This window comes from Mesorhizobium sp. A623, from assembly GCF_054489405.1.
In genome coordinates this window covers 1-20,862 of record NZ_JBTMXB010000051.1, presented here as the reverse complement: position 1 = coordinate 20,862, position 20,862 = coordinate 1, and the positions used below count along the sequence as shown (strand labels likewise).

The following is a 20,862-nucleotide window of genomic DNA, read 5'->3' as shown; positions in this document are numbered from 1 at the left end:
CGAACTCGTTGAGAAATACGGCTCCGGGTGGACTTTCCAGCGAAAACCTCACCTTCGCGACGATAGCGTCGACGGCCCCGAAGACACCTGACCGTCGGGCTCATTGTAAACCGCGTTTGCCATCCACCTTTGAGTTCTCCCCATTACTTAGCCAAACGGCCTTTGCTCACGCCGGATACAGAGCATGTGCAGACAGCGCCGGTGTGTCCAATCTCGTATCTCCGTGGGTAATTACAGCGAGGTGTTTGAACGCGATATCGGCCAGTCGAGCGCCTTGAAGATCGATAGCGGAAAGACTGGTGCACGCGCTATGATAACGAAGCTATCAGCCCAAGAGGTAAGGAAGGTGACGGATGAGCAACCGCATCTTCACCTAAGGCCTCCAAGTGTCGTGGGCTCAACCACGTTATATCAGGAGTACCGGCGTGGACGATAGAATGCCGCCGCTGCCTGTTTTATCCGGATTGTGCTGAGCCCGACCTAGCCGAGCCCGAGCTTCTTCTTCAGTTCGGCATTTTCTTTGCGAAGACGTTCTGCGAGGAGGCCCTTCAGACGCTTGTTCTCATCCTCGAGTGCGAGGAGATCCTTCAAGTCGCCGCTCTCTGATGCTGGCGTCGCAGCCTTCTTCCACTGATAGTAGGTCTGCTCTGAAATGCCGGCCTGCCGTGTGGCGTTCTTGATGCTTTCGCTGCGCACGATCGACTTCTCGATCTGGCTGAGTAATTGGCTGCGTTCTTTTTCGGAGTAGATTTTGCGCGCCTTTCGAACTGCCACCGAAGGGTCAACTGCCGCAGGGACTGACTTGGAGGCTGCTTTTCGAGCAGAGCGTTCCGGCTGTGCCTTAGTCGTTCTCTGCCGTTGGATATTCTTCTTAACTTCCGGCGTTTCCCCCGTCGCAATTGCTTCGGTTGGGATTTGCACGGATTCAGTTTCCTTAGGGTCGGCCATAAGACACTCCGCTCGCGGTTTATTTCCATCTTCAGCATCAATGGACGGCACATCAGAGTCAATAAGCAGATGTTTTGGTATCTCGTTCTCTTCGGGCTTCTTTGCTGTCTCGGCTACAACAGTGGACATATCGAGATCGCCCCAGGACGAGGTGATCGAGATCGGCGCTGTCGCCTTCACATATAATAATGACGGTGCCTTCGGTGATGTTGTCGGCGTGTTCAGCGGTCTGCATCAGCCATCCTCGTCCATCCCACCAGAAATCACCCGGCTGACCGGCATCACCGATGCAATGGTTTCTGGCCGGAGTATCGACCTCGACGTGCTTGACGCCTTGATCGAGCCCGCCGACCTCATCATCGCTCACAATGCCGGGTTCGACCGACCATTTTGCGAGAAGCTTTCATCGTCCTTCGCTCCCAAGGCCTGGGCCTGCTCGGTTTCAGAAATCCGGTGGGTTGACCTCGGCCTCGAAGGCAACAAGCTCGGCTATCTCGTCGGTCAGTCTGGTCTCTTCCATGAAGGCCATCGCGCCACAGACGATTGCCACGCGCCACTGGAAGCCTTGGCGCGACCAGTGGGCGAGGGAATGCATATTCCCTTCGCTGAATTGCTGCTGTCGAGCGCCCGCAGCAGGGGGCGTATCTTCGCCGTGAACTCGCCCTTTGACATGAAGGATCATCTGAAGGCGAGGGGCTATCGGTGGTCGGACGGCAGCGACGGGCGGCGAAGGCCTGGTGGGTCGAGATTGATGAAGACGATGAGATCCACTATCTTCGCACCGAGATCTACCGATGGGACGAGGCAGAACCCCTGACGGTACGGCTCACCGCGCATGACCGGTTTCGGTCTTGATCTGTAGGGCAGGGCTTCGCCGACCACTTGCCATCTGATATAAAATTTTGTATATTCATCGCAGATGACTGAACCAAAGCCTGTGGAGTTTAGGGGGAGCGCCCTTGACGATTTGCGCGCGTTCCCGACGCCGGCGCGGCGAGAGGCTGGACATCAGTTGGATCAGGTCCAGTGCGGACGCGATCCGGATGACTGGAAACCGATGGCCTCCATCGGCCAAGGTGTCCGGGAAATACGGATCCGAGAAAGCTCGGGTACGTTCCGGATCATCTATGTGGCCAAATTCAGTGATGCAATCTACGTGTTGCACTGTTTCCAGAAGAAGACACAGAAAACTGGTAAAGTCGATCTGGACCTTGCCGAGAAACGTTATCGGGAGTTGCTGAAGGAGCTGAAACAATGAGCAATGAGCGCTTTTCCAGCGTATGGGACGCGATTGAGGACACACCCGCGCAGGCGGAGAACATGAAACTTCGGTCGGCCCTCATGATGGCACTGAAGGATCACATCGCGCGCAGTGGTTTGAGCCAGTCTCAGGCCGCAAAGATGTTTGGAGTGACCCAACCACGGATTTCGGACTTGACGCGGGGTAAGATTGAAGTCTTCGGGCTGGATGCTTTGGTCAACATGGCGGCCGCTGCCGGACTTCACGTAGAAATGCGGCTGCACGAAGCGGCCTGACGACAGGCTGAATAATATTATCTCGTAATATCAATTGCTTAAGTTCCATAATGTTGATTATGCAACTTTAGATAGATTGTAGAGAAGTGGGTTCTATCTTGAAGTGCGACTGCGCAGCGATACCAATGGCTTATCGCATGCATGGAACCGCACATGAAACGCACCTACTCCCAGATCGATTTGGATGAACGCCGCAAGATCGCTCGATGGCGTCAGGCAGGGGCCAGTGTCGAGGTGATTGCCGAAAAGCTCGGTCGCCATGGCTCGACGATTTTTCGCGAGTTCGCGCGAAACAAGTTCGAGGACGTAGAGATGCCAGACCTTGCCGGCTATTTCTGCGTTACGGCTCACAGCAAGGCCAAGGATCGCCGCAGCCGCCATCGCAAACTGGTTCGTCATCCGACGTTACGCGCGTCGATCATCGAACGGATCAAGCATGGCTGGTCGCCTGAGCAGATCGCCGGCCGACTGGCTTATGAACGGAGCAGCGTCCGTGTTTGCCATGAAACGATCTACCGGTTCGCCTATTCAGTTGACGGCCAGGAGATGTAGTTGTGGCGCTATCTGCCCGAGAGCCGCGCCAGACGCCGGCCGAGATATGCCAGACGCCGTCATGGCCGCAGATTCAGCCCGGAAATAAGCATTCTGCATCGTCGGGATGCCGTGCGCGAACGAAAGCAGCTCGGCCACTGGGAATGCGACCTGATCCAGTTCCGCAAAAAAATTCGGCAAGGCGACCGTGACGTCGCTGGTCGAGCGCGTCAGCCGGTTCACGGTGTTTCTACGCAACAACGACCGGCAATCGAAGCCGATCATGGACGGGCTGATCAATACTCTGAGCGCCCTTCCCCATGCCGCACGCCGTTCGATCACCTTTGACCGCGGCACCGAATTCACCGACTGGCCATATCTCCAGACGGGACTCGGCGTCTTGGTTCTGCGATCCACAATCGCCCTGGCAGAAAGGCTCGGTTGAAAACACCAATCGCAGGGCCCGTAAATGGCTGCCCAGAGATCTCGATCCCATGTCGATCAACGACAGCGACCTGAAGAGCATCGGCGACCAGCTCAACACCACGCCGCGCAAATGCCTCGGTTACAAGACGCCCTCCGAAGTCTTCAGGCAAAAGATGATGGCGGCGCTAAGACGATCAGGTTAACTTCAGTTGCTGCCGGTCGCACTTCGATGAGAACTCACATGACATGTGATGCAGGGCTATCAGAACTCATTTTGACCGTTAGCTGGCCAGCCGCTCTGGCGCGACCCGGAAATGAACCGCCTCGCGGCGATTGAGTTCGCGAAGAACAGCCGACAGGTTGACCAGACGCGGATTGCCGCGCGGACCGAACATGCGCATCAAGTTTTTGGGATCGATCGAGACAGCTTCGGCAAGCTGCTCGAAACCGACAGTCGCATTGATGTAGTCGCGGATCAGCGCCTTGCCCGTATCTGGCTCCCCGGCTGTAAAGGCTTCCATCGCCTCTCCTAGAAGTGCGGTACGAAATTCTGGATCGCGCTCCGCGCGCGCCTTCACCGTCTCTTTGAAACTGCGGGACAATGCCATTGTTCTCACTCCTTCGCCTTCTTACGGCGTTTGTAATCCGCCCATCGATCGAGAGCTTGGGCGACATCGGCTTGCTGGCGCGTTTTCGTTCCACCGCCGAGCAGAATGACGAGCCTGGTTCCGTCGAAGGCGAGGTAGATGCGGATGCCAGGCCCCCAATCGATCCGCCATTCGGCCACGCCTTGCCCAACAGGTTTCAACCCGGATCGGTTGCCCACTCCAACCCGAATGATTGCAGTCGTTACCTTCGCGGCATGCACGGCGGGCAGCTGATCGAACCATTCATCGAACGGCCGGGACCCTCGTTCATCCTCATAGACTTCGACGTCCACGCTCATATGGTGTCATATACGACACCTTCGATGCTGAAGCAATCACGAGTCACTGAATTGCCGCCTATCGCTTCCCTGCGTCGACGCCCGAAAGATCGATGCGAATTCCGGCCTTGTTCGGATCGCCGATTTCTTCCTCAGTTAGCACAGGGGCAGTCCGCCCTTCGTCTGTCGAAGTTTCTGTTTTCGGCGTAGCGACCTTGATATCGCCTGGATCGGGCTCGCGAAACACTACCCTGCCCTCGAAATATCCGCTCTGCTACGCGATGATTGCGTCATCGAAGGCTTCGATCCTCATCATTCGTTAACCGATGAACGATGAACGATGAACGTTCCCAGTTGGCTCAGCACGTCTGCGGGGATATCTCGCGGTCGCTGTGTCGCCAGAACACACGTGAGGCCATATTTGCGGCCCTCCTTGGCGATCAAGCCAAATGCCTCTAACCTGACACTGACGTACTCGTCGCCGATCGCGCGTCCGAGAAATTGGTGGGCTTCATCCAGAACGGCTATCATAGGTCGATCCCGAAACACGTCCCGTCTCGCTTGGCCGAGTAGATAACGGCCAATGACGTTCATCAGAATCTCGCGGGTATTGTGTTCAAAGCGAACATTTTTGAACGAGATGCGGATAATATCGTCATCATCGGTGGCGATGAAGTGATCAATAATGTCAGCAAGCGACGGACCGTTCGTTCCAAAAACGCAGGCCAACACTGCGGAGTGAACAAGAGTCCGAATACGCGAAATCAAGCTTTCGCAATGGCCGACCGCCTGCTGATCCACCTTGCCAAAGTTTGCGGGTACGTCGAAATCCGAGCTGTAGATACATTCTGCCGAAATCTGTTCCGGCAAGTCCTCAATCTTGAACGCACAATACCCGTAGCGGCCATATTGGATGGCGAGCGCGATGATGTCGGCGGTCAAGGCCGCTTCATCATCCGGTGTAGTCGGAACCTTGCGCTGTGTGGAACGATGCTGCCCCAGAACTCGGCATGCCCGTCGTTCGGGAACGCCAAGCTCAGCGACAACATGATCCACGCAGGCGCGGCGACGCGCGGGGCTTAGAAGTTTCCCACTTTCCGCATATCCGCTCGGCGGTTTTATCTTCGGCGAAGATAACACATAAGTTCGCCTTACGATATTGTCGCATGGTGAGCGACGGCACCCATAAGATTTCGCTGAATCGGGAATCGTCCGTTTCTGATGCTCCGCCGATGGCAGGAAGTGCAGGGTAAGCGCCGACGGAAGAAGCGGCTTTCCGCCCAGAGGTCGAGCGTTACGACATTGGCAGACAAAAATTTGTCGACGCGGAGGATAAACCGTCTTACCGTCAAAGCCAGGATGGATCGTGCAATGCCGCTGATGGTATATGACATGCAGAAGATGGCGACGGTCGCGCTTCGACGCGGAACGTTTCTTCGGCAGGCAGGTGTCTCCAGTCATTTCCTCCTTGATATCCGGAACGACCATGGAAAGGGAATTGCCGCCATCGCGGGCCCGATTCTCCGGCATCTCCAATCATTCATGTCACCTGCGCAGTTCAGGCGTGGGCACGTCCGAGGAAATTACTGACCAGAAGAGGCATCCCCATGAGCCATTTCGTCGACCGCCTAACCTTCTTTCGCGCAAAGCAGGAGAAATTCTCTGAAGGTCACGGGATTGCCACGAATGAAAACCGCGCATGGGAGGACGCTTACCGCAAGCGTTGGGCCGCGGACAAGATCGTACGTTCGACCCATGGCGTGAACTGCACCGGATCATGTTCTTGGAAGATCTATGTCAAGGGCGGCATCGTGACGTGGGAGACGCAGCAGACCGACTATCCGCGTACCCGCCCCGATCTGCCCAACCACGAGCCGCGCGGCTGCCCGCGTGGCGCCAGCTATTCCTGGTATCTCTATTCCGGCACCCGGGTGAAATATCCGCTGGTCCGTGCCCGGTTGATCCGGCACTGGCGCGAAGCGCGCGAAACGCTGACGCCGGTTGCAGCGTGGAAAGCCATCGTCGAAAATCCCGACAAGCGGCAGGACTGGATCCATCGGCGCGGCCGGGGCGGCTTCGTGCGCGTCGGCTGGGACGAGATCAACGAGATGATCGCCGCCGCCAACGCCTACACGATTCGCGAATACGGGCCTGACCGCGTCGTCGGCTTCTCGCCGATCCCGGCGATGTCGATGATCTCTTACGCCTCCGGCTCGCGTTATCTGTCGCTGCTGGGCAGCACGACCTTGTCGTTTTACGACTGGTATTGTGACCTGCCGCCGTCCAGCCCGCAGACTTGGGGCGAGCAGACCGACGTGCCGGAATCGGCTGACTGGTACAATTCCGGTTTCCTGCTGATCTGGGGCTCGAACGTGCCGATGACGCGGACGCCGGACGCGCATTTCTATACCGAGGCGCGCTATCGCGGCGCCAAATCGGCGGTGATAGCGCCCGACTACAACGAGGCGGCGAAGTTCGCCGACCTCTGGATGCACCCGAAACAGGGCACCGACGCGGCGCTGGCTTTGGCCTTCGGCCATGTCGTGCTGCGCGAATTCTATCTGGACAAGACCACGGACTATTTCGACGACTACACGCGGCGCTATTCCGACTTTCCGCTGCTGGTGACGCTGACCGAAAAGGACGGCAACCTGATCCCCGACCGCAACCTGCGCGCCGCCGATCTCGAGGGTGGCATGGGTGAAGCGAACAACCCCGACTGGAAATCGGTCGGCATCGACGAAGAGAGCGGCGATCTGGTGGCGCCGCAAGGCTCGGTTGGGCATCGCTGGGGCGAAAAGGGCCACTGGAATCTGGAGCAGAAGGACGGCAAAGGCCGCGAATTCAAGCTGCGGATGAGCCTTGCGGATCATCACGACGCGATCCGGCCGGTGGCGTTCCCCTATTTCGGCGGCACCGCGCCGCAGGACTGGAAAGCTACCGCGCATGACCGCATCCTGCTGCGCAACATCCCGGTGAGAGAGATCATCGGCGCGGGTGGCAAGACAATCCTCGTCGCCACCGTGTTCGATCTTTATTGCGCCAACTACGGTCTCGATCGCGGCTTTGGCGGCGAGAACGTGGCGAAGAGTTATGACGACGATGTGCCCTTCACCCCGGCCTGGGCCGAGGCGGTGACGGGGGTGAAACGCGACGCCATCATCCAGATTGCGCGTGAATTCGCCGCCAATGCCGAAATCACCAAGGGTCGCTCGATGGTCATCATCGGTGCCGGGGTGAACCACTGGTATCACATGGACATGACCTATCGCGGTGTCATCCAGTTGCTGGTGATGTGCGGTTGCGTCGGCCAGTCCGGCGGCGGCTGGGCGCATTATGTCGGGCAAGAGAAACTGCGGCCGCAGACCGGCTGGCTGCCGCTGACCTTCGCGCTCGACTGGTCGCGCCCGCCCCGGCAGATGGCGGGGACCAGCTTTTTCTACGCTCATTCCGACCAGTGGCGTTACGAGTCGATGAAGGTGGATGAGCTGCTGTCGCCGACCGCGCCCGAAGGCAACTGGTCCGGCTCGATGATCGACTACAACGTGCGCGCCGAACGGATGGGCTGGCTGCCCTCGGCGCCGCAACTGCTGGAAAACCCGCTGGATGTCGGCGCGCGTCTGGCCAAGGCGGGCGGCGATCCTGCTGCGGCAGTTGCCGCCGGGCTGAAGTCGGGCGACCTGAAGATGGCCAATACCGACCCCGATAACCCACGCAACTGGCCGCGCAACATGTTCTTCTGGCGCTCGAACGTGCTGGGTGCGTCCGGCAAGGGGCACGAATATTTCCTGAAACATTTCGTCGGCTCGATGCACGGCGTCATCGGCACCGACAATGCCGACGGGCTGGTGCGCCCCGATGAAGTGGTCTGGCGTGACGATGCGCCCGTCGGCAAGCTGGACCTGATGGTGACGCTTGATTTTCGCATGTCCACCACTTGCCTTTACTCCGACATCGTGCTGCCAACTGCCACTTGGTACGAAAAACACGACCTCAATACCACCGACATGCACCCGTTCATCCACCCATTGACGGCAGCGGTCGATCCCTGCTGGGAGGCGCGCAGCGATTGGGCGATCTTCCGCGAGTTGGCCAAGGCGTTCTCAGACGTTTCGTCAGAGGTGCTGGGGGTCGAGCAGGACGTTGTCCTGACCCCGATCCAGCACGACAGTCCGGGCGAGATAGCCCAAGCCTACGAGCCAAAGGACTGGGGCCGTGGCGAGTGCGAGCCGATACCGGGCGTGACCATGCCTTCGGTCGCGCTGGTCGAGCGCAACTACCCGGAGACCTATGCGCGCTACACCTCGATTGGCCCGGAGTTGGAGAGACTTGGCAACGGCTCGAAGGGTCTGAACTGGGATGTGGCGCATGAGGTCGAGTTGCTGGGCCAGTTGAACGGCACCGTGGCGGATGGCCCGACGAAAGGCCGTCCAAAGATCGAAGCGGATATCGACGCCTGCGAGACGATCCTGATGCTGGCACCGGAAACCAACGGTGAAGTGGCGATGAAGGCGTGGGCGGCCTTGTCGGTGGCGACGGGGCGCGAACACGCGCATCTGGCCGAGGGCAAGGAGGAGGAGAAAATTCGCTTCCGCGACATCGTCGCACAACCGCGCAAGATCATCAGCAGCCCCACCTGGTCCGGCATCGAGTCTGAGAAGGTCTGCTACAACGCCAGCTATACCAACGTGCACGAGTTGATACCTTGGCGCACCTTATCCGGGCGTCAGCAGCTTTATCAGGACCACCAGTGGATGCGCGCCTTTGGCGAAGCCTTCGTGACCTGGAAACCCCCGATCGACACCCGCACCGTCGCCGCTGCCTTGGGCAAGCTGCCGAACGGGCACAAGGAAATCACGCTGAACTTCCTGACGCCGCACCAGAAATGGGGCATCCATTCAACCTATACCGAAAACCTGATCATGCTCAGCCTCAGTCGCGGCGGTCCGGCGGTCTGGATCAGCGAGGATGACGCGAAGGAGGCAGGCATCGTCGATAACGACTGGATCGAGGCGTTCAACGTCAACGGCGCGTTGACCGCGCGGGCGATCGTCAGCCAGCGGATCATGCCGGGATCGTGCATCATGTATCACGCGCAAGAGAAGCTGGTGAACGTGGTGGGGTCGGAAATGACTGGCCAGCGCGGCGGCATCCATAATTCGGTGACGCGGATCAACATGAAGCCGACGCATATGATCGGCGGCTATGCGCAGTTGGCTTACGGCTTCAACTACTACGGCCCCGTCGGTGCCAACCGCGACGAGATGGTGATTTTGCGCAAGATGAACAAGGTCAACTGGTTCGACAAGACGGTGGATGAATGGACCGAGAACAAGGTCGCCGAGGCCGACCAATCCCCCGATCCGAAGAGAAAGACAGGAGCGTCGGCATGAAAATTCGTGCACAGATCGCAATGGTGATGAACCTCGACAAATGTATCGGCTGCCACACCTGTTCGATCACCTGCAAGAACGTCTGGACCAACCGCGAAGGCGTCGAATACGCCTGGTTCAACAACGTCGAGACCAAGCCCGGCATCGGCTATCCCAAGGACTGGGAGAATCAGAAACGCTGGCAAGGCGGCTGGGTGCGCAAGAAAAACGGCCGCATCGTGCCGCGCCAAGGCTCTAAATGGCGGATTCTGGCAAAGATATTCTCGAACCCGCACCTGCCCGAGATCGACGATTTCTACGAGCCCTATACGTTCGAATACGAATGGCTGCAAAAGGCGCCCGAGTTGCAGGCGCAACCGGCGGCCAAGCCGCGCTCGCTGCTGACCGGCGAGGTCATCAACAAGATCGAATGGTCCGGCAACTGGGAGGACATGCTGGGCGGTGAGTTCTCGGCTCGCAGCCATGATTACAACTTCGATGGCATCGAAAAGGAAATTTACGGCCAGTTCGAACAGACCTTCATGATGTATCTGCCACGGCTCTGCGAACATTGCCTCAACCCGTCCTGCGTCGCCTCGTGCCCGTCGGGTGCGATCTACAAGCGCGAAGAGGACGGTATCGTTCTGATAGATCAGGAGAAATGCCGCGGCTGGCGGATGTGTGTCTCGGGCTGCCCGTACAAGAAGATCTATTACAACTGGTCCACCGGCAAATCCGAGAAATGTATCTTCTGCTACCCAAGGATCGAAGTCGGACAGCCCACAGTCTGTTCGGAAACCTGCGTTGGGCGCATCCGCTATCTGGGTGTCGTACTATATGACGCCGACAAGATCGAGGCGGCGGCATCCGTTGAGGACCCAAAAGACCTCTACCCGGCGCAACTCGGGGTATTCCTGAATCCGCACGATCCCGAAGTGCAGGCCGAGGCGCGCCGCCAAGGCATTCCCGACCAATGGATCGAGGGCGCGGTGCGCTCGCCGATCTGGAAAATGGCGATGGAGTGGAAGGTTGCGTTCCCACTGCACCCCGAATACCGCACCCTGCCGATGGTGTGGTATGTGCCGCCGCTTTCCCCGATCCAGTCGGCACATGAGGCAGGCAAGATCAGCAGCAAAGACGGCATGCCGGACGTGAAGTCGCTGCGGATCCCGATGCGCTATCTGGCGAACCTTCTGACGGCGGGTGACGAAGCACCGATCGTCAACGCGCTGGAACGGATGTTGGCGATGCGCTCCTACATGCGGGCGAAATCGGTCGAAGGCCGGATTGACCCATCGATCCCGGAACGCGTTGGCATGACGCAGGCGATGGTCGAGGATATGTACAAGACGATGGCACTGGCCGCTTATGAGGACCGCTATGTGATTCCGACTTCCCACCGCGAGACCGACGAGGACGCCTACAAGATGCGCGGCTCCGCCGGGTTCGCGTTCGAGGAGGCCAGCGGCGGCGACAGCAAGGTCAACCTGTTCGGCGGCACCAAGCGGACACCGCCGAAACCCTATATTGACGCGTCGACATGAGGCTGACGCTTCGCACCCTCGCGGCCCTTCTGGGCTATCCGTCGACGGACCTGCTGGCGCATATCGGGGAGTTGCGCACGGCACTGGACAGCGAGGCGGCGCTGCGCGGAGTCGCGCGGCGGCGGCTGGACCCGCTGCTTGACCGGCTGGAACGATCAGACCTGCTGGACGCGCAGGCCGAATATTCCGACCTGTTCGACCGCTCGCGCAAGCTGTCGCTGCATCTGTTCGAACATGTCCATGGCGAAAGCCGCGAGCGTGGTCAGGCGATGCTGGATCTGGCGGCGCAATACATGGAACACGGGCTGCTGCTGGAATCGACCGATCTGCCCGATTATATCCCGATCTTCCTTGAATACGCCTCGTGCCTGCCGCCCGCCGAGGCGCGCGAGACACTGGCGCAGCCGTCCCATGTGCTGGCAGCCCTTGAACAGCGCCTGCGCGAGCGGGAATCCGATTATGCCGGCATTTTCGCCGCGGCACTGGCGCTGACCGGCGCGCGGCCGGACCGCGCCGCGCTGGAAGAATTGCAGAAGAACGCACCCTCCGACGACCCGTCCCTGATCGACGAGGAATGGGAAGAGCGCGAAGTCACGTTCACCGGCGCGCACAACATGGGCGGGCCCACCGGCATCGTTGCGCGGCTACGCGCCAAGGGCAAGGCGATGACCGCCGCACGCAGCTCAAAGGAGTAAGGAGGAGAAGATGTTCCAGGATTTCCTGCATCAGTTTCTGTTCGGCTGGTTCCCCTATATCGCCGTCACGGTTCTGATCTTGGGGTCAATCCTGCGCTTTGACGCGGCGCAATATTCGTGGCGCTCGGAATCGAGCCAATTTTTGCGGCGCAAGCAGATGATGCTGGGGTCAAACCTGTTCCATCTCGGAATGCTGGTGCTTCTGGTGGGCCATCTTTTCGGGCTAATGACACCGATCTGGCTGATCGATGCGGTTGGTATCACCCATGAGTTCAAGCAGATCACGGCGATTACAGTCGGCGGCATCGCCGGTGTTGCGGGGCTTGTCGGTGCCTCGCTCTTGCTTCACCGCAGGCTGTTTGAGCCGCGCATCAGGTTCACGTCTTCCATCGGTGACATCACCGTGCTGACGTTGCTCTGGGTACAGTTGATCCTTGGCGTTGGAACGGTCTGGTGGTCGGTACAAGACTTGGACGGGGCTGAAATGGTGCGCCTGATGAGTTGGGCGCATGGGCTTTCGGTGTTCAACCCTGACGCCCCCGGCTGGCTGGTCGGCGCGCCACTGATCTTCAAGCTGCATATCGTGCTTGGGTTGATCATCATCTTCATCTCGCCCTTTACCCGACTGGTGCATGTCTGGAGCGCGCCGATCTGGTTCCTGTTCCGGCCCGGCTATCAGATTGTGCGCTCGCGCCACACGATCGGCAAATCGCGCAACATTCCGCCCGCCCGGGTGGCGATGACGGGAACAAGCGGCACCGGCAAATCGCGCCAGATCGCGGAAAGTGGAGAATGATGCAATGACAGCCAAACTTGAGGTCCCACAGCTAAAACCCGATCCCCGACCCGAACCGGCGATGATGGGCGCCTGCCAGTCCGGTGGCTGCGGCGGTGGACCGGAGCCGCGTCTGCCACCACCGCCAACCTTCTCGGAGGTGCGGGTCAACGGCGTCGAGATCGACCCCGGAGACATCGCGCAAGAAATTCAGCACCACCCCGCACCCGATGCCAATACCGCCTGGGCCGAGGCCGCACGCGCTCTGGCGGTGCGCGAACTGCTGCTACAGGAGGCCCACCGTCAGGGCCTCGCGGCCGAGATCGAGACCGATGAGGCCGGACGGGCAGAGTCCGACGAGGACGCCCTGATCTCGGCACTGCTGGATGCAGAGCTGGCCCCGCCGGACCCGGACGACGCCGAATGCAAACGCTATTACGACGCAAACAGCGCCCGGTTCCGGACGCCTGACCTGTTCGAGGCATCGCATATCCTGATCGAACCCGATGGCGACAGCGCCGAGGCGTGGTCGACCGCCGGGATCACCGCCAGACGCATCGCGCAGGAGGTCGGCGACGACGCGACCGCCTTTGCGGGCGCTGCGCGCGAGTTCTCCTGCTGCCCTTCGGCGCAGCAAGATGGCTCGTTGGGACAGGTGCAGCGCGGCGATCTGGTGCAGGATGTGCAGCAGGCTATCGAGGCGCTCGCCCCCGGCAAGGCCTGCCGCCGCCCAATCCGGTCCGGCTTTGGCTGGCATGTGATCCGGCTCGCTCGGGTGATCGATGGTCAAGTACTGCCATTCGAGGCGGTCCGCGACAAGATCGCCGACATGATGGCCGCGCGGCGCTGGACGATGGATGCGGCGCGCTACATATCCCGCCTGGCCGAAACCGGTGACGTCGAAGGCGTTGCCATCGAACCGGAGGACGCCGCATGATGATGCTGGGTGATATCCTTGCGCTGGCGCGCCGCTCAGGCACATCGTTTCAGGGCTGGTTGGTGTCGGAAAACCCCGACCTGGCGGCAAGGATCGACGACGCGGCGGCGCGTGAGGCGTCCGATTTTGGCGGCTATATCGGGCTTGCGGTGTCCGATTTTACGGAACATGCCTCGGCCGAGGACTGGGCCACGCTCACCTCGCGCCTGCGCAATTCCGATGATCCGGGTCGGGCCTGCATCGAGAGCATGATAAAGTGGCGTCTGGCGGCGACCGGCACCGATGCAGCACCGGCACATCAGGGAGCCTGACAGATGAGCGACGATCCCGACACGCCCAGGAACCGTGGTCTGAATCCGACCTTGAAATCCAGGAACAATACCTCGCGCGATACCGAAACCCCGACGCGCGCCCCTGCCGACAGCGCCTCGGTCCAGCGCGAGGAGGGCCGCGCCTGGCCGATGATATGGCTGGTTGTCGGCGTAATCTGCGCCGTGATCGTGATCTTCCTGGTCCTGGGCTAGCAAAAGTGTCTATCCGCCGGATCAGGTTTGCAAAGGAAGCCCGGCATCTGATGGGATGCTGACCTTTGCCATCATCGGCGCGGGGCCGACCGGCGTAGAACTTGCAGGCGCGATCATTGAGCTCGCGCTTGTCACGCTCAAAAACGATTTCCGCAACATCCAAACTAAAGCTGCGCGGGTCGTCCTCATTGAGGCCGGACCACGCGTCCTGCCGAATTTCGATGCGGAAATGTCTGCCTACGCCGAGCGCGCGCTGAAAGCGCTCGGCGTCGAGGTCGAGCTCGGCAGGCCGGTAACATCCATTCATGAGCGGGGAGTTGATTGTGGCGGCACGACGCTTTGGTCGAAGACGATTCTCTGGGCGGCCGGCGTACTCGCCTCACCGGCTGCGGAATGGCTTGGCGTCACGGCGGATCGCGCCGGGCGGATCGTAGTCAACACAGACCTCAGCATCCCGGGACACCCTGAAATCTTTGCCGACGGCGACACCGTTTTCGTTATGACGCCGGACGGCAAACCGGTGCCTGGCATTGGCGATGCCGCCAAGCAAGGCGGGCGGTACGCCGCGAAGATGATCAAAGCCCGCTTAAGCAGTCAGATGGTAACCGCTCGATTGTTCTTTCAATTACCCACAAGTTGTCTTGCCCCTTCGTTCAGCCGTAAGCGGTGTCGCGTTCACACCTTGGCCGGATAATTCCAAGGAAGCAGTTCATCGATGTGGCTCTGTTTATGGCCGTTGACGATGGCGGTAAGCGTGCTGGTCATGTAGGCTTGCGGCTCGACAGCGTTGAGTTTTCAGGTTTATGCCCTTGGACATTACTGCTCCCTTGAATATTGGAAGTCGAATCCTGGAGGTGGAGCGCCGCTCCAATCACTCATCAGCGATTCTGGATTTCAAAACCCTTGCCCGTTGCGTGATTGGGGTACGAAATCACCCACGGGCATGCACTACGCGTCCTTTGGAAGAACTGAGCGAACCCGTGCTATGAAGACATGGAAATCCTGCATGAAAGTGCGAAGGAAGTCGGCAGTGCTGTCGTTGGTGACTTCGCCGTCATCGGTGATGAGGCCCGGCGTGAACTGGATATAGGCTTCCGGGGCATTCATCTGAGGCGAGTTGCAGAAACCAAGCACGCTGCGCAAGTTCTGCTGGGCGACGGCGGTGCCGATTGCGCCTGGCGACGTGCCAATCACCGCCGACGGCTTGCGCGTGAACGAATTGGTGCCGTAGGGACGGCTCGCCCAGTCGATCGCATTTTTCAGCCCGCCGGGTATGGAGCGGTTGTATTCGGGTGTGACGAACAGAACGGCATCGACAGCGGCGATTGCCGCCTTGAACGCCTTGCCGGCCGGCGGGTAGTCGGCGTCATAGTCGTAGCTGTAAAGCGGCAGGTCCTTGAAGGAGATTTCTGACATTTCAAGTTCCGGCGGAGCAAGCCGCACCAGCGCCTGGGCGAGTTTGCGGTTGATCGAGCCCTTGGCGAGGCTGCCGATAAGATAGCCAACCTTGTGTGTCGTCATGGAATCTCCTGTTTCGTCAAACGGTGGAGGCGCAATCGATACAGCCGCCTGAGCGGGCCGAGGAACCTATGGTCTCCGATTAGGCCGCACATTCTCGACTTCCTCTCTCGAACGGGTCTCGGGAAGCTCGCCCTTGTCGCCAGTTGGCTTGTTGGCAGGATTTGAGCCGGGCTGCTTCACAGGCTGCTGATCGGCCCCCTTGTTTGGATTGGGCGCTGGATCTTCCCTGGTATCGCGAGCCGGCTTGTGCTCCGGATCGACCTTGGGCGGGTTTGGTATCGGGTTCTTTGGGTCTGACATAGTGACCTCCATGAACATCAATCTCATGAACAAGAGAAAGTTCCCCGCGACGGTGCTGCTTCATTGATGCCGAGCGAGCCACCAGCCCGCTGCAAGACGACGACGGAGCGTGGCTATGGCTGGAAGTGCGTAAGCGCGGGGGCCGATAGTTCGGGTGCTATTGGAACTCCGGCATTGCTGAGGTCCAGATAGCCAGGCAGGCCGATGATGGCGATGAATATCCAGAAGATCGAGTTGATAAGCATGCGAACAAGGTTGCGATTTTCGTCTTGGGATATGCCAAGGCGGTCGGAGATCATGTCACCAGGCGCAATGAACAGCCAAAGGATTAATCGTCCGAGATTCGCCATGCAGCGTCCTTGCCTTTAAAACGATCAGCTAATCACCAGTGCTTTTAACCGACAAGCGGCGGATGGTTCAGGTTTCCTTTGCGGACCATGTAATCTGAAATTCGATCTCCTCCTCGCCGTCCCCGCGCTCATGCGCGATGTTGTAGTGTGCTCGCACGGGGACCTGGATTCGCTCGCCGCCAATATCGATCTGAAACCGGTCGCCATTCTCCAACGCGTCTGCAAGGCGTCTGAGCTTTTCAACGAACTCTGGTAGTCATTTTCGATGTCGCGGTCTTTCTTCATGTTCTCGTCGTGGTCCGGCTAAGCCTTCACGAATGACTATGCAGACGAGTGTCGCCGAGGGGTCTGTCAATCAGACCGCGCGGTCCCCCGCACGCCCCGTAACGTCGGCCGCAAGCTCACAACGGTCCATCTCCTCGTATGCGTAGGAGCACGAAAATCCGCCTCTCACGTCGCGGGATCCGGATACCGCCGGTCGACGAACGTCCAGGCGATAATCGCGACGATGAGGCCGGAGAGAGAGAGCAGGCCGCCGACCCAGTTGACCGACGCTGCCCCGAGGCCGCCGTCTATAGCCAAGCCTCCGAGCCAGATGCCGATGGCGCTACCCAGGGTCAAGGCCGAGATGTTCGCGGCGGAGGCGACATTCGGCGCGTCGCCCGCCTTTAAGATGACTCGTGTTTGTAGCGGAGTGATTACAGAGAACGCCGCCGCGCCATACAGGAAAATGCCGATTACCGCCGTGAGCTTGGTTTGGATGGCAAAGTACATCACGAAAAGCATAATGACCAGTGAACTGATCGTCAGCAGCACCGCCGGCATTAGCTTCCAGTCAGCGAGCTTGCCGCCGATAATGTTGCCGCCGAACAGCCCCAGGCCGAAGAGAAGGAACAGTGGCGTGACCCAAACGCTGGAGAAGCCGGCAGCCTCGAGGATCTGAGGTTCGAGATAGACATAGCTGGTGAAGACCCCGCTGTAGCCGAGCATCGTCATCAGCAGGCTCAGCCATACTGGAGGTCGCGCCAGAGCCTTGAGCTGCTGCGCGATCGGCGCGCTCTGCTCTTGGGCCATATGCATCCGGGCGTGGGCGTCGAGCTCCTCGAGCCCCTCATGAGAGCCCGCCCCGTGCCCCTCAGCATGATGATGAGTGTCGTGAGCATCATCGGCACCGTGGGCGCCGTGGGCGTTTGCGGCCCTTTCCCTCGTGCGGGGAAGCAGGAAGATCAGAAGTATCAGCGCTGCGGCACCAAGCAATACTAGCGACCAGAACGTAAACCGCCAGCCAAAGGCGCGGCCCACCGCCGCCCCGAGTGGCGCCCCGAGAACCGTCGAGATCGTAACACCCGTGAAGACAAGGGCGATGGCGCGCCCTTTCCTCGCCGGGTCAACCATGTCTCCCGCCGCGAGGGCGGCGATTCCCAGGAATGCTCCGTGCGCGGCCGCCGAGATCAGGCGACCGGCCATGATCGTCTCGTAGTTCGGCCCCACCGCCGAGATAATGTTGCCCACTACGAAGACCACGAGGCTCGCGATCAACGTCATCCGACGCGGTAGGCGCAGGGCAATGAGCGCAAACAGCGGCGCACCGATGGCAACACCGATGGCGTAGTAACTCTCCAGGCGCCCGACAGCCCCAATGCTCACTGACAAAGCCTCGGAGATTTCCGTGACCACGCCGGCGACGATGAACTCGTCCGCACCTACCGCGAACGCCCCGATTACCATCGTATACACCGCAAGTGGATAAGGTAAACGCTTCACGATGATTCCTTTCACGGGGGCGAGAGATAGCCCTACGGACATGGATAGTTCTCAGAAGTTGTCAACCGACACTGAAGCTTCCCCGATTGTGGGCGTGTAAAGTTGGGGTCAGAAAGAGGTTGGACGTAACCGTCTGGATTAGGGTCCGGTCAAGTGACGAAAAAGGCGCATCAGTCGCTTTTGTTTATGCTCCACGCCCGTGCCGAACACTGCGACGTGCAAGGGATTATCAAGCATGCCCTAGATGCCGTTGTCTAATCGGAAGCCCACAATCAAGGTCTTTTTGACATTATTAGATCGACCGCCTGTCGCGCCCGAGCAGACGATGCGTTGAGAAGCAGGATATAGTGCGAAGCGCTGTTTCGTATTGCGCGGCTGATTGACGTTTGCCGAGAGCACGGTTGTCTGCGCGGTCGATACTTGATCGCCGCATGATGGGTTTTCGCGAGAGGGATCTTCCAGTGTAATGGACGCAGTGCGAACGCGGTAGACGTTCACCTGCAACAGCATCAGCGGAATAATCCGACCTACGTCCCGGCAGGGACGTTTCATCGCATCCGGTGAGACGGATGCAATTCAGAACGGCAAGGACCTACGTCATCGCAACTTTCCTGGTAATGTTTTCGCGGTCTCAAGCGATCACGCTGGGGATTTGTCAAAGATTTCGCCGGTTGTCAGCATTCTGTGCATTATGATGGATAGCTTGCGTGCCACAGCGACTGCCGCTCGTTTGAAGCCAGCCTTCTCTCTGAGTTTCAATCCCCAGCTGCGAAGCGAGCTGTCAGCTCGGGCACGGGTCAGGATCACCGTAGCCGCCTCATAAAGGAGCCCGCGCAAATGGCTGTCTCCGCGCCGCGAGATGTGGCCGCCTCTGGCCACAAAAAGACGGGAGCGGATCGTGCGCGGCGGAGACGCGCGCTGTGCATCAAGGCAGTTGGTGGTCGCCATTACTGCACAGCCGCTACTTAGCCGCAGGTGTCCTTAGTTGATAGCTTTCGTGGCACGCGACGCATTTCTGCAATACCGCCGAAAGTTGGCTCAGGGTATGCTTTGCCGTACCAATCGTTTTAGCATCGTTTGCAATGGCATCGAACCCGCCATGGACGCCGAAGGCTATCGTCTTGAATCCCAGCGGCAATTTTCCGAGCATGGCGAGGGGCACGTCGTGAGCCGCCGAGGTTCCCATAGTATGCGCGGCGGTGGCTACACCATTCATGTCATCCTCGGCCAACGCGGCCGACATGCGTTGGATACCTAGAACGAAGGCACGCATTTCCCTTAGCATTAGGGCGCGCTCGCCCGGTCCCAGAAGTATTTCTACTCGTCCGTCGTCAGCCTTGAGGGATGATCCGACGACAATGAATTTGTAAGCCATCGCTGCAATGACAAGCAGTAGGATGACAACCACCACTGGATAAATCCAACCCTTCACGGTACCGCCCATATCTTCCTCCCGATTAAGTGAAGGCAAATTTCACTTTAGACAGAAAGAGGAGGGTTGCTGTTGGTGTCAAGCGGGCGAAATGTCCGGTTGCCTATAATGAACGGCCGTTCGCATCTTTTCTGCGCAGTTGTCTTGCGAGGAATGCGTTGGCGCTGGCCAACGATATCTGGAAGCAACAGTACGAAGCCGCACGAGCAATAAGAATTTCGATGCGATGGTGCTACCGTTTTCGGCCGGCTGATCGGTGAATGACCTCTCCGCTTCATGAGGTGATGCCCAGCCTCCGTCAACTGCAATTCCTCAACCGGAAATTGTGTCTGCGATAGGCATTCTCTAGTGCCTCATCCAAACTAGCCGACGAAGCAATCTCCACCCAGTTTATATGGCTCTCAGCTTTGACGTATGTGGCGACGCCCAACGAAGCATGGAACGCATTGACGATGTGACACGCGGCCGAATGATCGGCGTCAACTGACAAAACCAGATGGCCGAGTATGGCATAACCCCCTTCACTCGTCTTGGCGCGGCGCCAGCGCTGTGCCGTCCCGGCGAGCTTTCGGCGATCGACCACAATGTTGTAGACACCGTCGCACATCGCACCCTCAATTGCACCGTAGGTTGGATTGGCCCCTCGTCGGAGCAGAACTCGCATGACCGGCTCGCAAAGAAACTCGTAGGCGCCCCTCATGCGGTCACTCATTTTCTCGGGCATAGTGAAGGCGATCGATATGTTGAGCGTACCAGTGGATTGGATAACAGCCCCGCCACCGGTCTCTCGCACGGATACCGGATATCCTTGCTTCAGCGCGTCGAGACTGGCCTCGCCGAAACCCGGCAGACATGTCATCTTGTGTGGCACGACGAGGCAAGGCTTTGTACATCGCCAGAGCATGAACTGGTAGCGTTCCTTCCCGGTAGCGACGGCGTCCAACATCACCGACTCGGACTGAATAGCTCGACCGATATCCAAAGTTGCGTACAATTGGATCAAATCATTCCAGTTAGCAGAACGCGTACTATGTGAGGGTACTATAATCTGTCGACGTCTGACACTGAAATAATTTGAGACGCGCTGGTCAGGGTACTTTAGTTTTACCGTGCCTCGCTCAGCATAACCCGCCCATCGGGCCGCTGTGAATGTCGTACGTCGGCTTTGGGTCCAGTTTTGGTCTATGTCGAACCGTGACACCCTAAGAGTCGGTCCGGAAAGTTATTCAGCTTGAACAGAGCTTTCGCAGCATGAGTCGGATAGACGCCAGTTTGAGGAAGG

At 59.0% G+C, this 20,862-nt stretch carries 19 protein-coding genes and 7 pseudogenes; 12 read left to right on the top strand and 14 right to left on the bottom strand.

Annotated features, from left to right (window positions below; translation table 11 throughout):
* Positions 1-480: 480 nt before the first annotated feature.
* Positions 481-948, bottom strand: coding sequence for a transposase (locus tag ACX3P1_RS25820; protein WP_459082419.1), 468 nt, complete (start codon positions 946-948; stop codon positions 481-483).
* Positions 949-1,093: 145 nt separating this feature from the next.
* On the opposite strand from ACX3P1_RS25820, the pseudogene ACX3P1_RS25815 reads away from it, so the two are divergent.
* The 4 genes and pseudogenes from ACX3P1_RS25815 to ACX3P1_RS25800 form a co-directional block, all read left to right on the top strand.
* Positions 1,094-1,803 (top strand): annotated as a pseudogene (locus ACX3P1_RS25815) (3'-5' exonuclease); the annotation flags it as partial.
* 64 nt (positions 1,804-1,867) lie between these two features.
* Positions 1,868-2,206, top strand: coding sequence for a type II toxin-antitoxin system RelE/ParE family toxin (locus ACX3P1_RS25810; RefSeq protein ID WP_459082418.1), 339 nt, complete (start codon positions 1,868-1,870; stop codon positions 2,204-2,206).
* Positions 2,203-2,484: a helix-turn-helix domain-containing protein gene (locus ACX3P1_RS25805; protein ID WP_459082417.1), complete on the top strand. Its 282-nt coding sequence runs from the start codon at positions 2,203-2,205 to the stop codon at positions 2,482-2,484. Before ACX3P1_RS25810 ends, ACX3P1_RS25805 begins: the two co-directional genes overlap by 4 nt.
* A 153-nt stretch (positions 2,485-2,637) precedes the next feature.
* Positions 2,638-3,644, top strand: a pseudogene (locus ACX3P1_RS25800) (IS30 family transposase).
* Between the two features lie 78 nt (positions 3,645-3,722).
* Here ACX3P1_RS25800 and ACX3P1_RS25795 read toward each other — a convergent pair.
* The 4 genes and pseudogenes from ACX3P1_RS25795 to ACX3P1_RS25780 all read right to left on the bottom strand — a co-directional run.
* A complete protein-coding gene (locus ACX3P1_RS25795; protein ID WP_459082416.1) occupies positions 3,723-4,049 on the bottom strand; it encodes a helix-turn-helix domain-containing transcriptional regulator in 327 nt (108 codons plus the stop codon).
* A gap of 5 nt (positions 4,050-4,054) precedes the next feature.
* Complete coding sequence (locus tag ACX3P1_RS25790) at positions 4,055-4,381, bottom strand: type II toxin-antitoxin system RelE/ParE family toxin (RefSeq protein WP_459082415.1); 327 nt, start codon at positions 4,379-4,381, stop codon at positions 4,055-4,057.
* Between the two features lie 64 nt (positions 4,382-4,445).
* Complete coding sequence (locus ACX3P1_RS25785; protein WP_459082414.1) at positions 4,446-4,613, bottom strand: hypothetical protein; 168 nt, start codon at positions 4,611-4,613, stop codon at positions 4,446-4,448.
* Between the two features lie 644 nt (positions 4,614-5,257).
* Positions 5,258-5,467: pseudogene (locus tag ACX3P1_RS25780) on the bottom strand (IS3 family transposase); the annotation flags it as partial.
* A 506-nt stretch (positions 5,468-5,973) separates the two neighbouring features.
* Here ACX3P1_RS25780 and ACX3P1_RS25775 point away from each other — a divergent pair.
* The 8 genes and pseudogenes from ACX3P1_RS25775 to ACX3P1_RS25740 form a co-directional block, all read left to right on the top strand.
* Positions 5,974-9,759: a nitrate reductase subunit alpha gene (locus tag ACX3P1_RS25775; RefSeq protein ID WP_459082413.1), complete on the top strand. Its 3,786-nt coding sequence runs from the start codon at positions 5,974-5,976 to the stop codon at positions 9,757-9,759.
* Positions 9,756-11,282: a nitrate reductase subunit beta gene (narH, locus tag ACX3P1_RS25770; RefSeq protein ID WP_459082412.1), complete on the top strand. Its 1,527-nt coding sequence runs from the start codon at positions 9,756-9,758 to the stop codon at positions 11,280-11,282. The genes ACX3P1_RS25775 and narH overlap by 4 nt, the downstream gene beginning before the upstream one ends.
* Positions 11,279-11,977 carry a nitrate reductase molybdenum cofactor assembly chaperone gene (gene narJ, locus ACX3P1_RS25765; protein ID WP_459082411.1) on the top strand — a complete coding sequence of 233 codons (699 nt, stop codon included), beginning with the start codon at positions 11,279-11,281 and terminating at the stop codon, positions 11,975-11,977. The genes narH and narJ overlap by 4 nt, the downstream gene beginning before the upstream one ends.
* Positions 11,978-11,987: 10 nt before the next feature.
* The gene (gene narI, locus ACX3P1_RS25760; protein ID WP_459082410.1) at positions 11,988-12,773 is read left to right on the top strand and encodes a respiratory nitrate reductase subunit gamma; all 786 of its coding nucleotides are present in this window, start codon (positions 11,988-11,990) and stop codon (positions 12,771-12,773) included.
* A gap of 4 nt (positions 12,774-12,777) precedes the next feature.
* The gene (locus tag ACX3P1_RS25755; protein WP_459082409.1) at positions 12,778-13,689 is read left to right on the top strand and encodes a peptidylprolyl isomerase; all 912 of its coding nucleotides are present in this window, start codon (positions 12,778-12,780) and stop codon (positions 13,687-13,689) included.
* Positions 13,686-14,000, top strand: a complete 315-nt coding sequence (locus tag ACX3P1_RS25750; RefSeq protein ID WP_459082408.1) for a hypothetical protein — start codon at positions 13,686-13,688, stop codon at positions 13,998-14,000. The genes ACX3P1_RS25755 and ACX3P1_RS25750 overlap by 4 nt, the downstream gene beginning before the upstream one ends.
* Before the next feature lie 3 nt (positions 14,001-14,003).
* A complete protein-coding gene (locus ACX3P1_RS25745; protein WP_459082407.1) occupies positions 14,004-14,213 on the top strand; it encodes a hypothetical protein in 210 nt (69 codons plus the stop codon).
* A 49-nt stretch (positions 14,214-14,262) separates the two neighbouring features.
* Positions 14,263-14,823, top strand: a pseudogene (locus ACX3P1_RS25740) (NAD(P)/FAD-dependent oxidoreductase); the annotation flags it as partial.
* A 65-nt stretch (positions 14,824-14,888) separates the two neighbouring features.
* Here ACX3P1_RS25740 and ACX3P1_RS25735 read toward each other — a convergent pair.
* From ACX3P1_RS25735 to ACX3P1_RS25695, 9 genes and pseudogenes are all read right to left on the bottom strand, one after another.
* Positions 14,889-15,008: pseudogene (locus ACX3P1_RS25735) on the bottom strand (transposase domain-containing protein); the annotation flags it as partial.
* 153 nt (positions 15,009-15,161) lie between these two features.
* Positions 15,162-15,734 carry an NADPH-dependent FMN reductase gene (locus ACX3P1_RS25730; protein WP_459082406.1) on the bottom strand — a complete coding sequence of 191 codons (573 nt, stop codon included), beginning with the start codon at positions 15,732-15,734 and terminating at the stop codon, positions 15,162-15,164.
* A gap of 413 nt (positions 15,735-16,147) precedes the next feature.
* On the bottom strand, positions 16,148-16,384 hold the full coding sequence (locus tag ACX3P1_RS25725; RefSeq protein WP_459082405.1) for a hypothetical protein: 237 nt from the start codon (positions 16,382-16,384) through the stop codon (positions 16,148-16,150).
* Between the two features lie 67 nt (positions 16,385-16,451).
* A pseudogene (locus tag ACX3P1_RS25720) lies at positions 16,452-16,622 on the bottom strand (amphi-Trp domain-containing protein); the annotation flags it as partial.
* A gap of 212 nt (positions 16,623-16,834) precedes the next feature.
* Positions 16,835-18,148, bottom strand: coding sequence for an MFS transporter (locus tag ACX3P1_RS25715; protein WP_459082404.1), 1,314 nt, complete (start codon positions 18,146-18,148; stop codon positions 16,835-16,837).
* Between the two features lie 240 nt (positions 18,149-18,388).
* Positions 18,389-18,658, bottom strand: coding sequence for a hypothetical protein (locus tag ACX3P1_RS25710; protein WP_459082403.1), 270 nt, complete (start codon positions 18,656-18,658; stop codon positions 18,389-18,391).
* 129 nt (positions 18,659-18,787) lie between these two features.
* Positions 18,788-19,015, bottom strand: a pseudogene (locus tag ACX3P1_RS25705) (IS110 family transposase); the annotation flags it as partial.
* A 94-nt stretch (positions 19,016-19,109) separates the two neighbouring features.
* On the bottom strand, positions 19,110-19,592 hold the full coding sequence (locus ACX3P1_RS25700; RefSeq protein ID WP_459082402.1) for a hypothetical protein: 483 nt from the start codon (positions 19,590-19,592) through the stop codon (positions 19,110-19,112).
* 286 nt (positions 19,593-19,878) lie between these two features.
* A complete protein-coding gene (locus tag ACX3P1_RS25695; RefSeq protein ID WP_459082401.1) occupies positions 19,879-20,781 on the bottom strand; it encodes a lipoate--protein ligase family protein in 903 nt (300 codons plus the stop codon).
* Positions 20,782-20,862 lie beyond the last annotated feature (81 nt).

Excerpts from the sequence above, each read along its gene's own strand:
- ACX3P1_RS25810 (WP_459082418.1), top strand. The coding sequence starts at position 1,868 with ATGACTGAACCAAAGCCTGTGGAGTTTAGGGGGAGCGCCCTTGACGAT.
- ACX3P1_RS25725 (WP_459082405.1), bottom strand. The coding sequence starts at position 16,384 with ATGGCGAATCTCGGACGATTAATCCTTTGGCTGTTCATTGCGCCTGGT.
- narI (WP_459082410.1), top strand. The coding sequence starts at position 11,988 with ATGTTCCAGGATTTCCTGCATCAGTTTCTGTTCGGCTGGTTCCCCTAT.
- ACX3P1_RS25775 (WP_459082413.1), top strand. The coding sequence starts at position 5,974 with ATGAGCCATTTCGTCGACCGCCTAACCTTCTTTCGCGCAAAGCAGGAG.
- ACX3P1_RS25750 (WP_459082408.1), top strand. The coding sequence starts at position 13,686 with ATGATGATGCTGGGTGATATCCTTGCGCTGGCGCGCCGCTCAGGCACA.
- ACX3P1_RS25755 (WP_459082409.1), top strand. The coding sequence starts at position 12,778 with ATGACAGCCAAACTTGAGGTCCCACAGCTAAAACCCGATCCCCGACCC.
- ACX3P1_RS25745 (WP_459082407.1), top strand. The coding sequence starts at position 14,004 with ATGAGCGACGATCCCGACACGCCCAGGAACCGTGGTCTGAATCCGACC.
- narJ (WP_459082411.1), top strand. The coding sequence starts at position 11,279 with ATGAGGCTGACGCTTCGCACCCTCGCGGCCCTTCTGGGCTATCCGTCG.
- ACX3P1_RS25700 (WP_459082402.1), bottom strand. The coding sequence starts at position 19,592 with ATGGGCGGTACCGTGAAGGGTTGGATTTATCCAGTGGTGGTTGTCATC.
- ACX3P1_RS25795 (WP_459082416.1), bottom strand. The coding sequence starts at position 4,049 with ATGGCATTGTCCCGCAGTTTCAAAGAGACGGTGAAGGCGCGCGCGGAG.
- narH (WP_459082412.1), top strand. The coding sequence starts at position 9,756 with ATGAAAATTCGTGCACAGATCGCAATGGTGATGAACCTCGACAAATGT.
- ACX3P1_RS25710 (WP_459082403.1), bottom strand. The coding sequence starts at position 18,658 with ATGCTGTTGCAGGTGAACGTCTACCGCGTTCGCACTGCGTCCATTACA.
- ACX3P1_RS25730 (WP_459082406.1), bottom strand. The coding sequence starts at position 15,734 with ATGACGACACACAAGGTTGGCTATCTTATCGGCAGCCTCGCCAAGGGC.
- ACX3P1_RS25820 (WP_459082419.1), bottom strand. The coding sequence starts at position 948 with ATGGCCGACCCTAAGGAAACTGAATCCGTGCAAATCCCAACCGAAGCA.
- ACX3P1_RS25805 (WP_459082417.1), top strand. The coding sequence starts at position 2,203 with ATGAGCAATGAGCGCTTTTCCAGCGTATGGGACGCGATTGAGGACACA.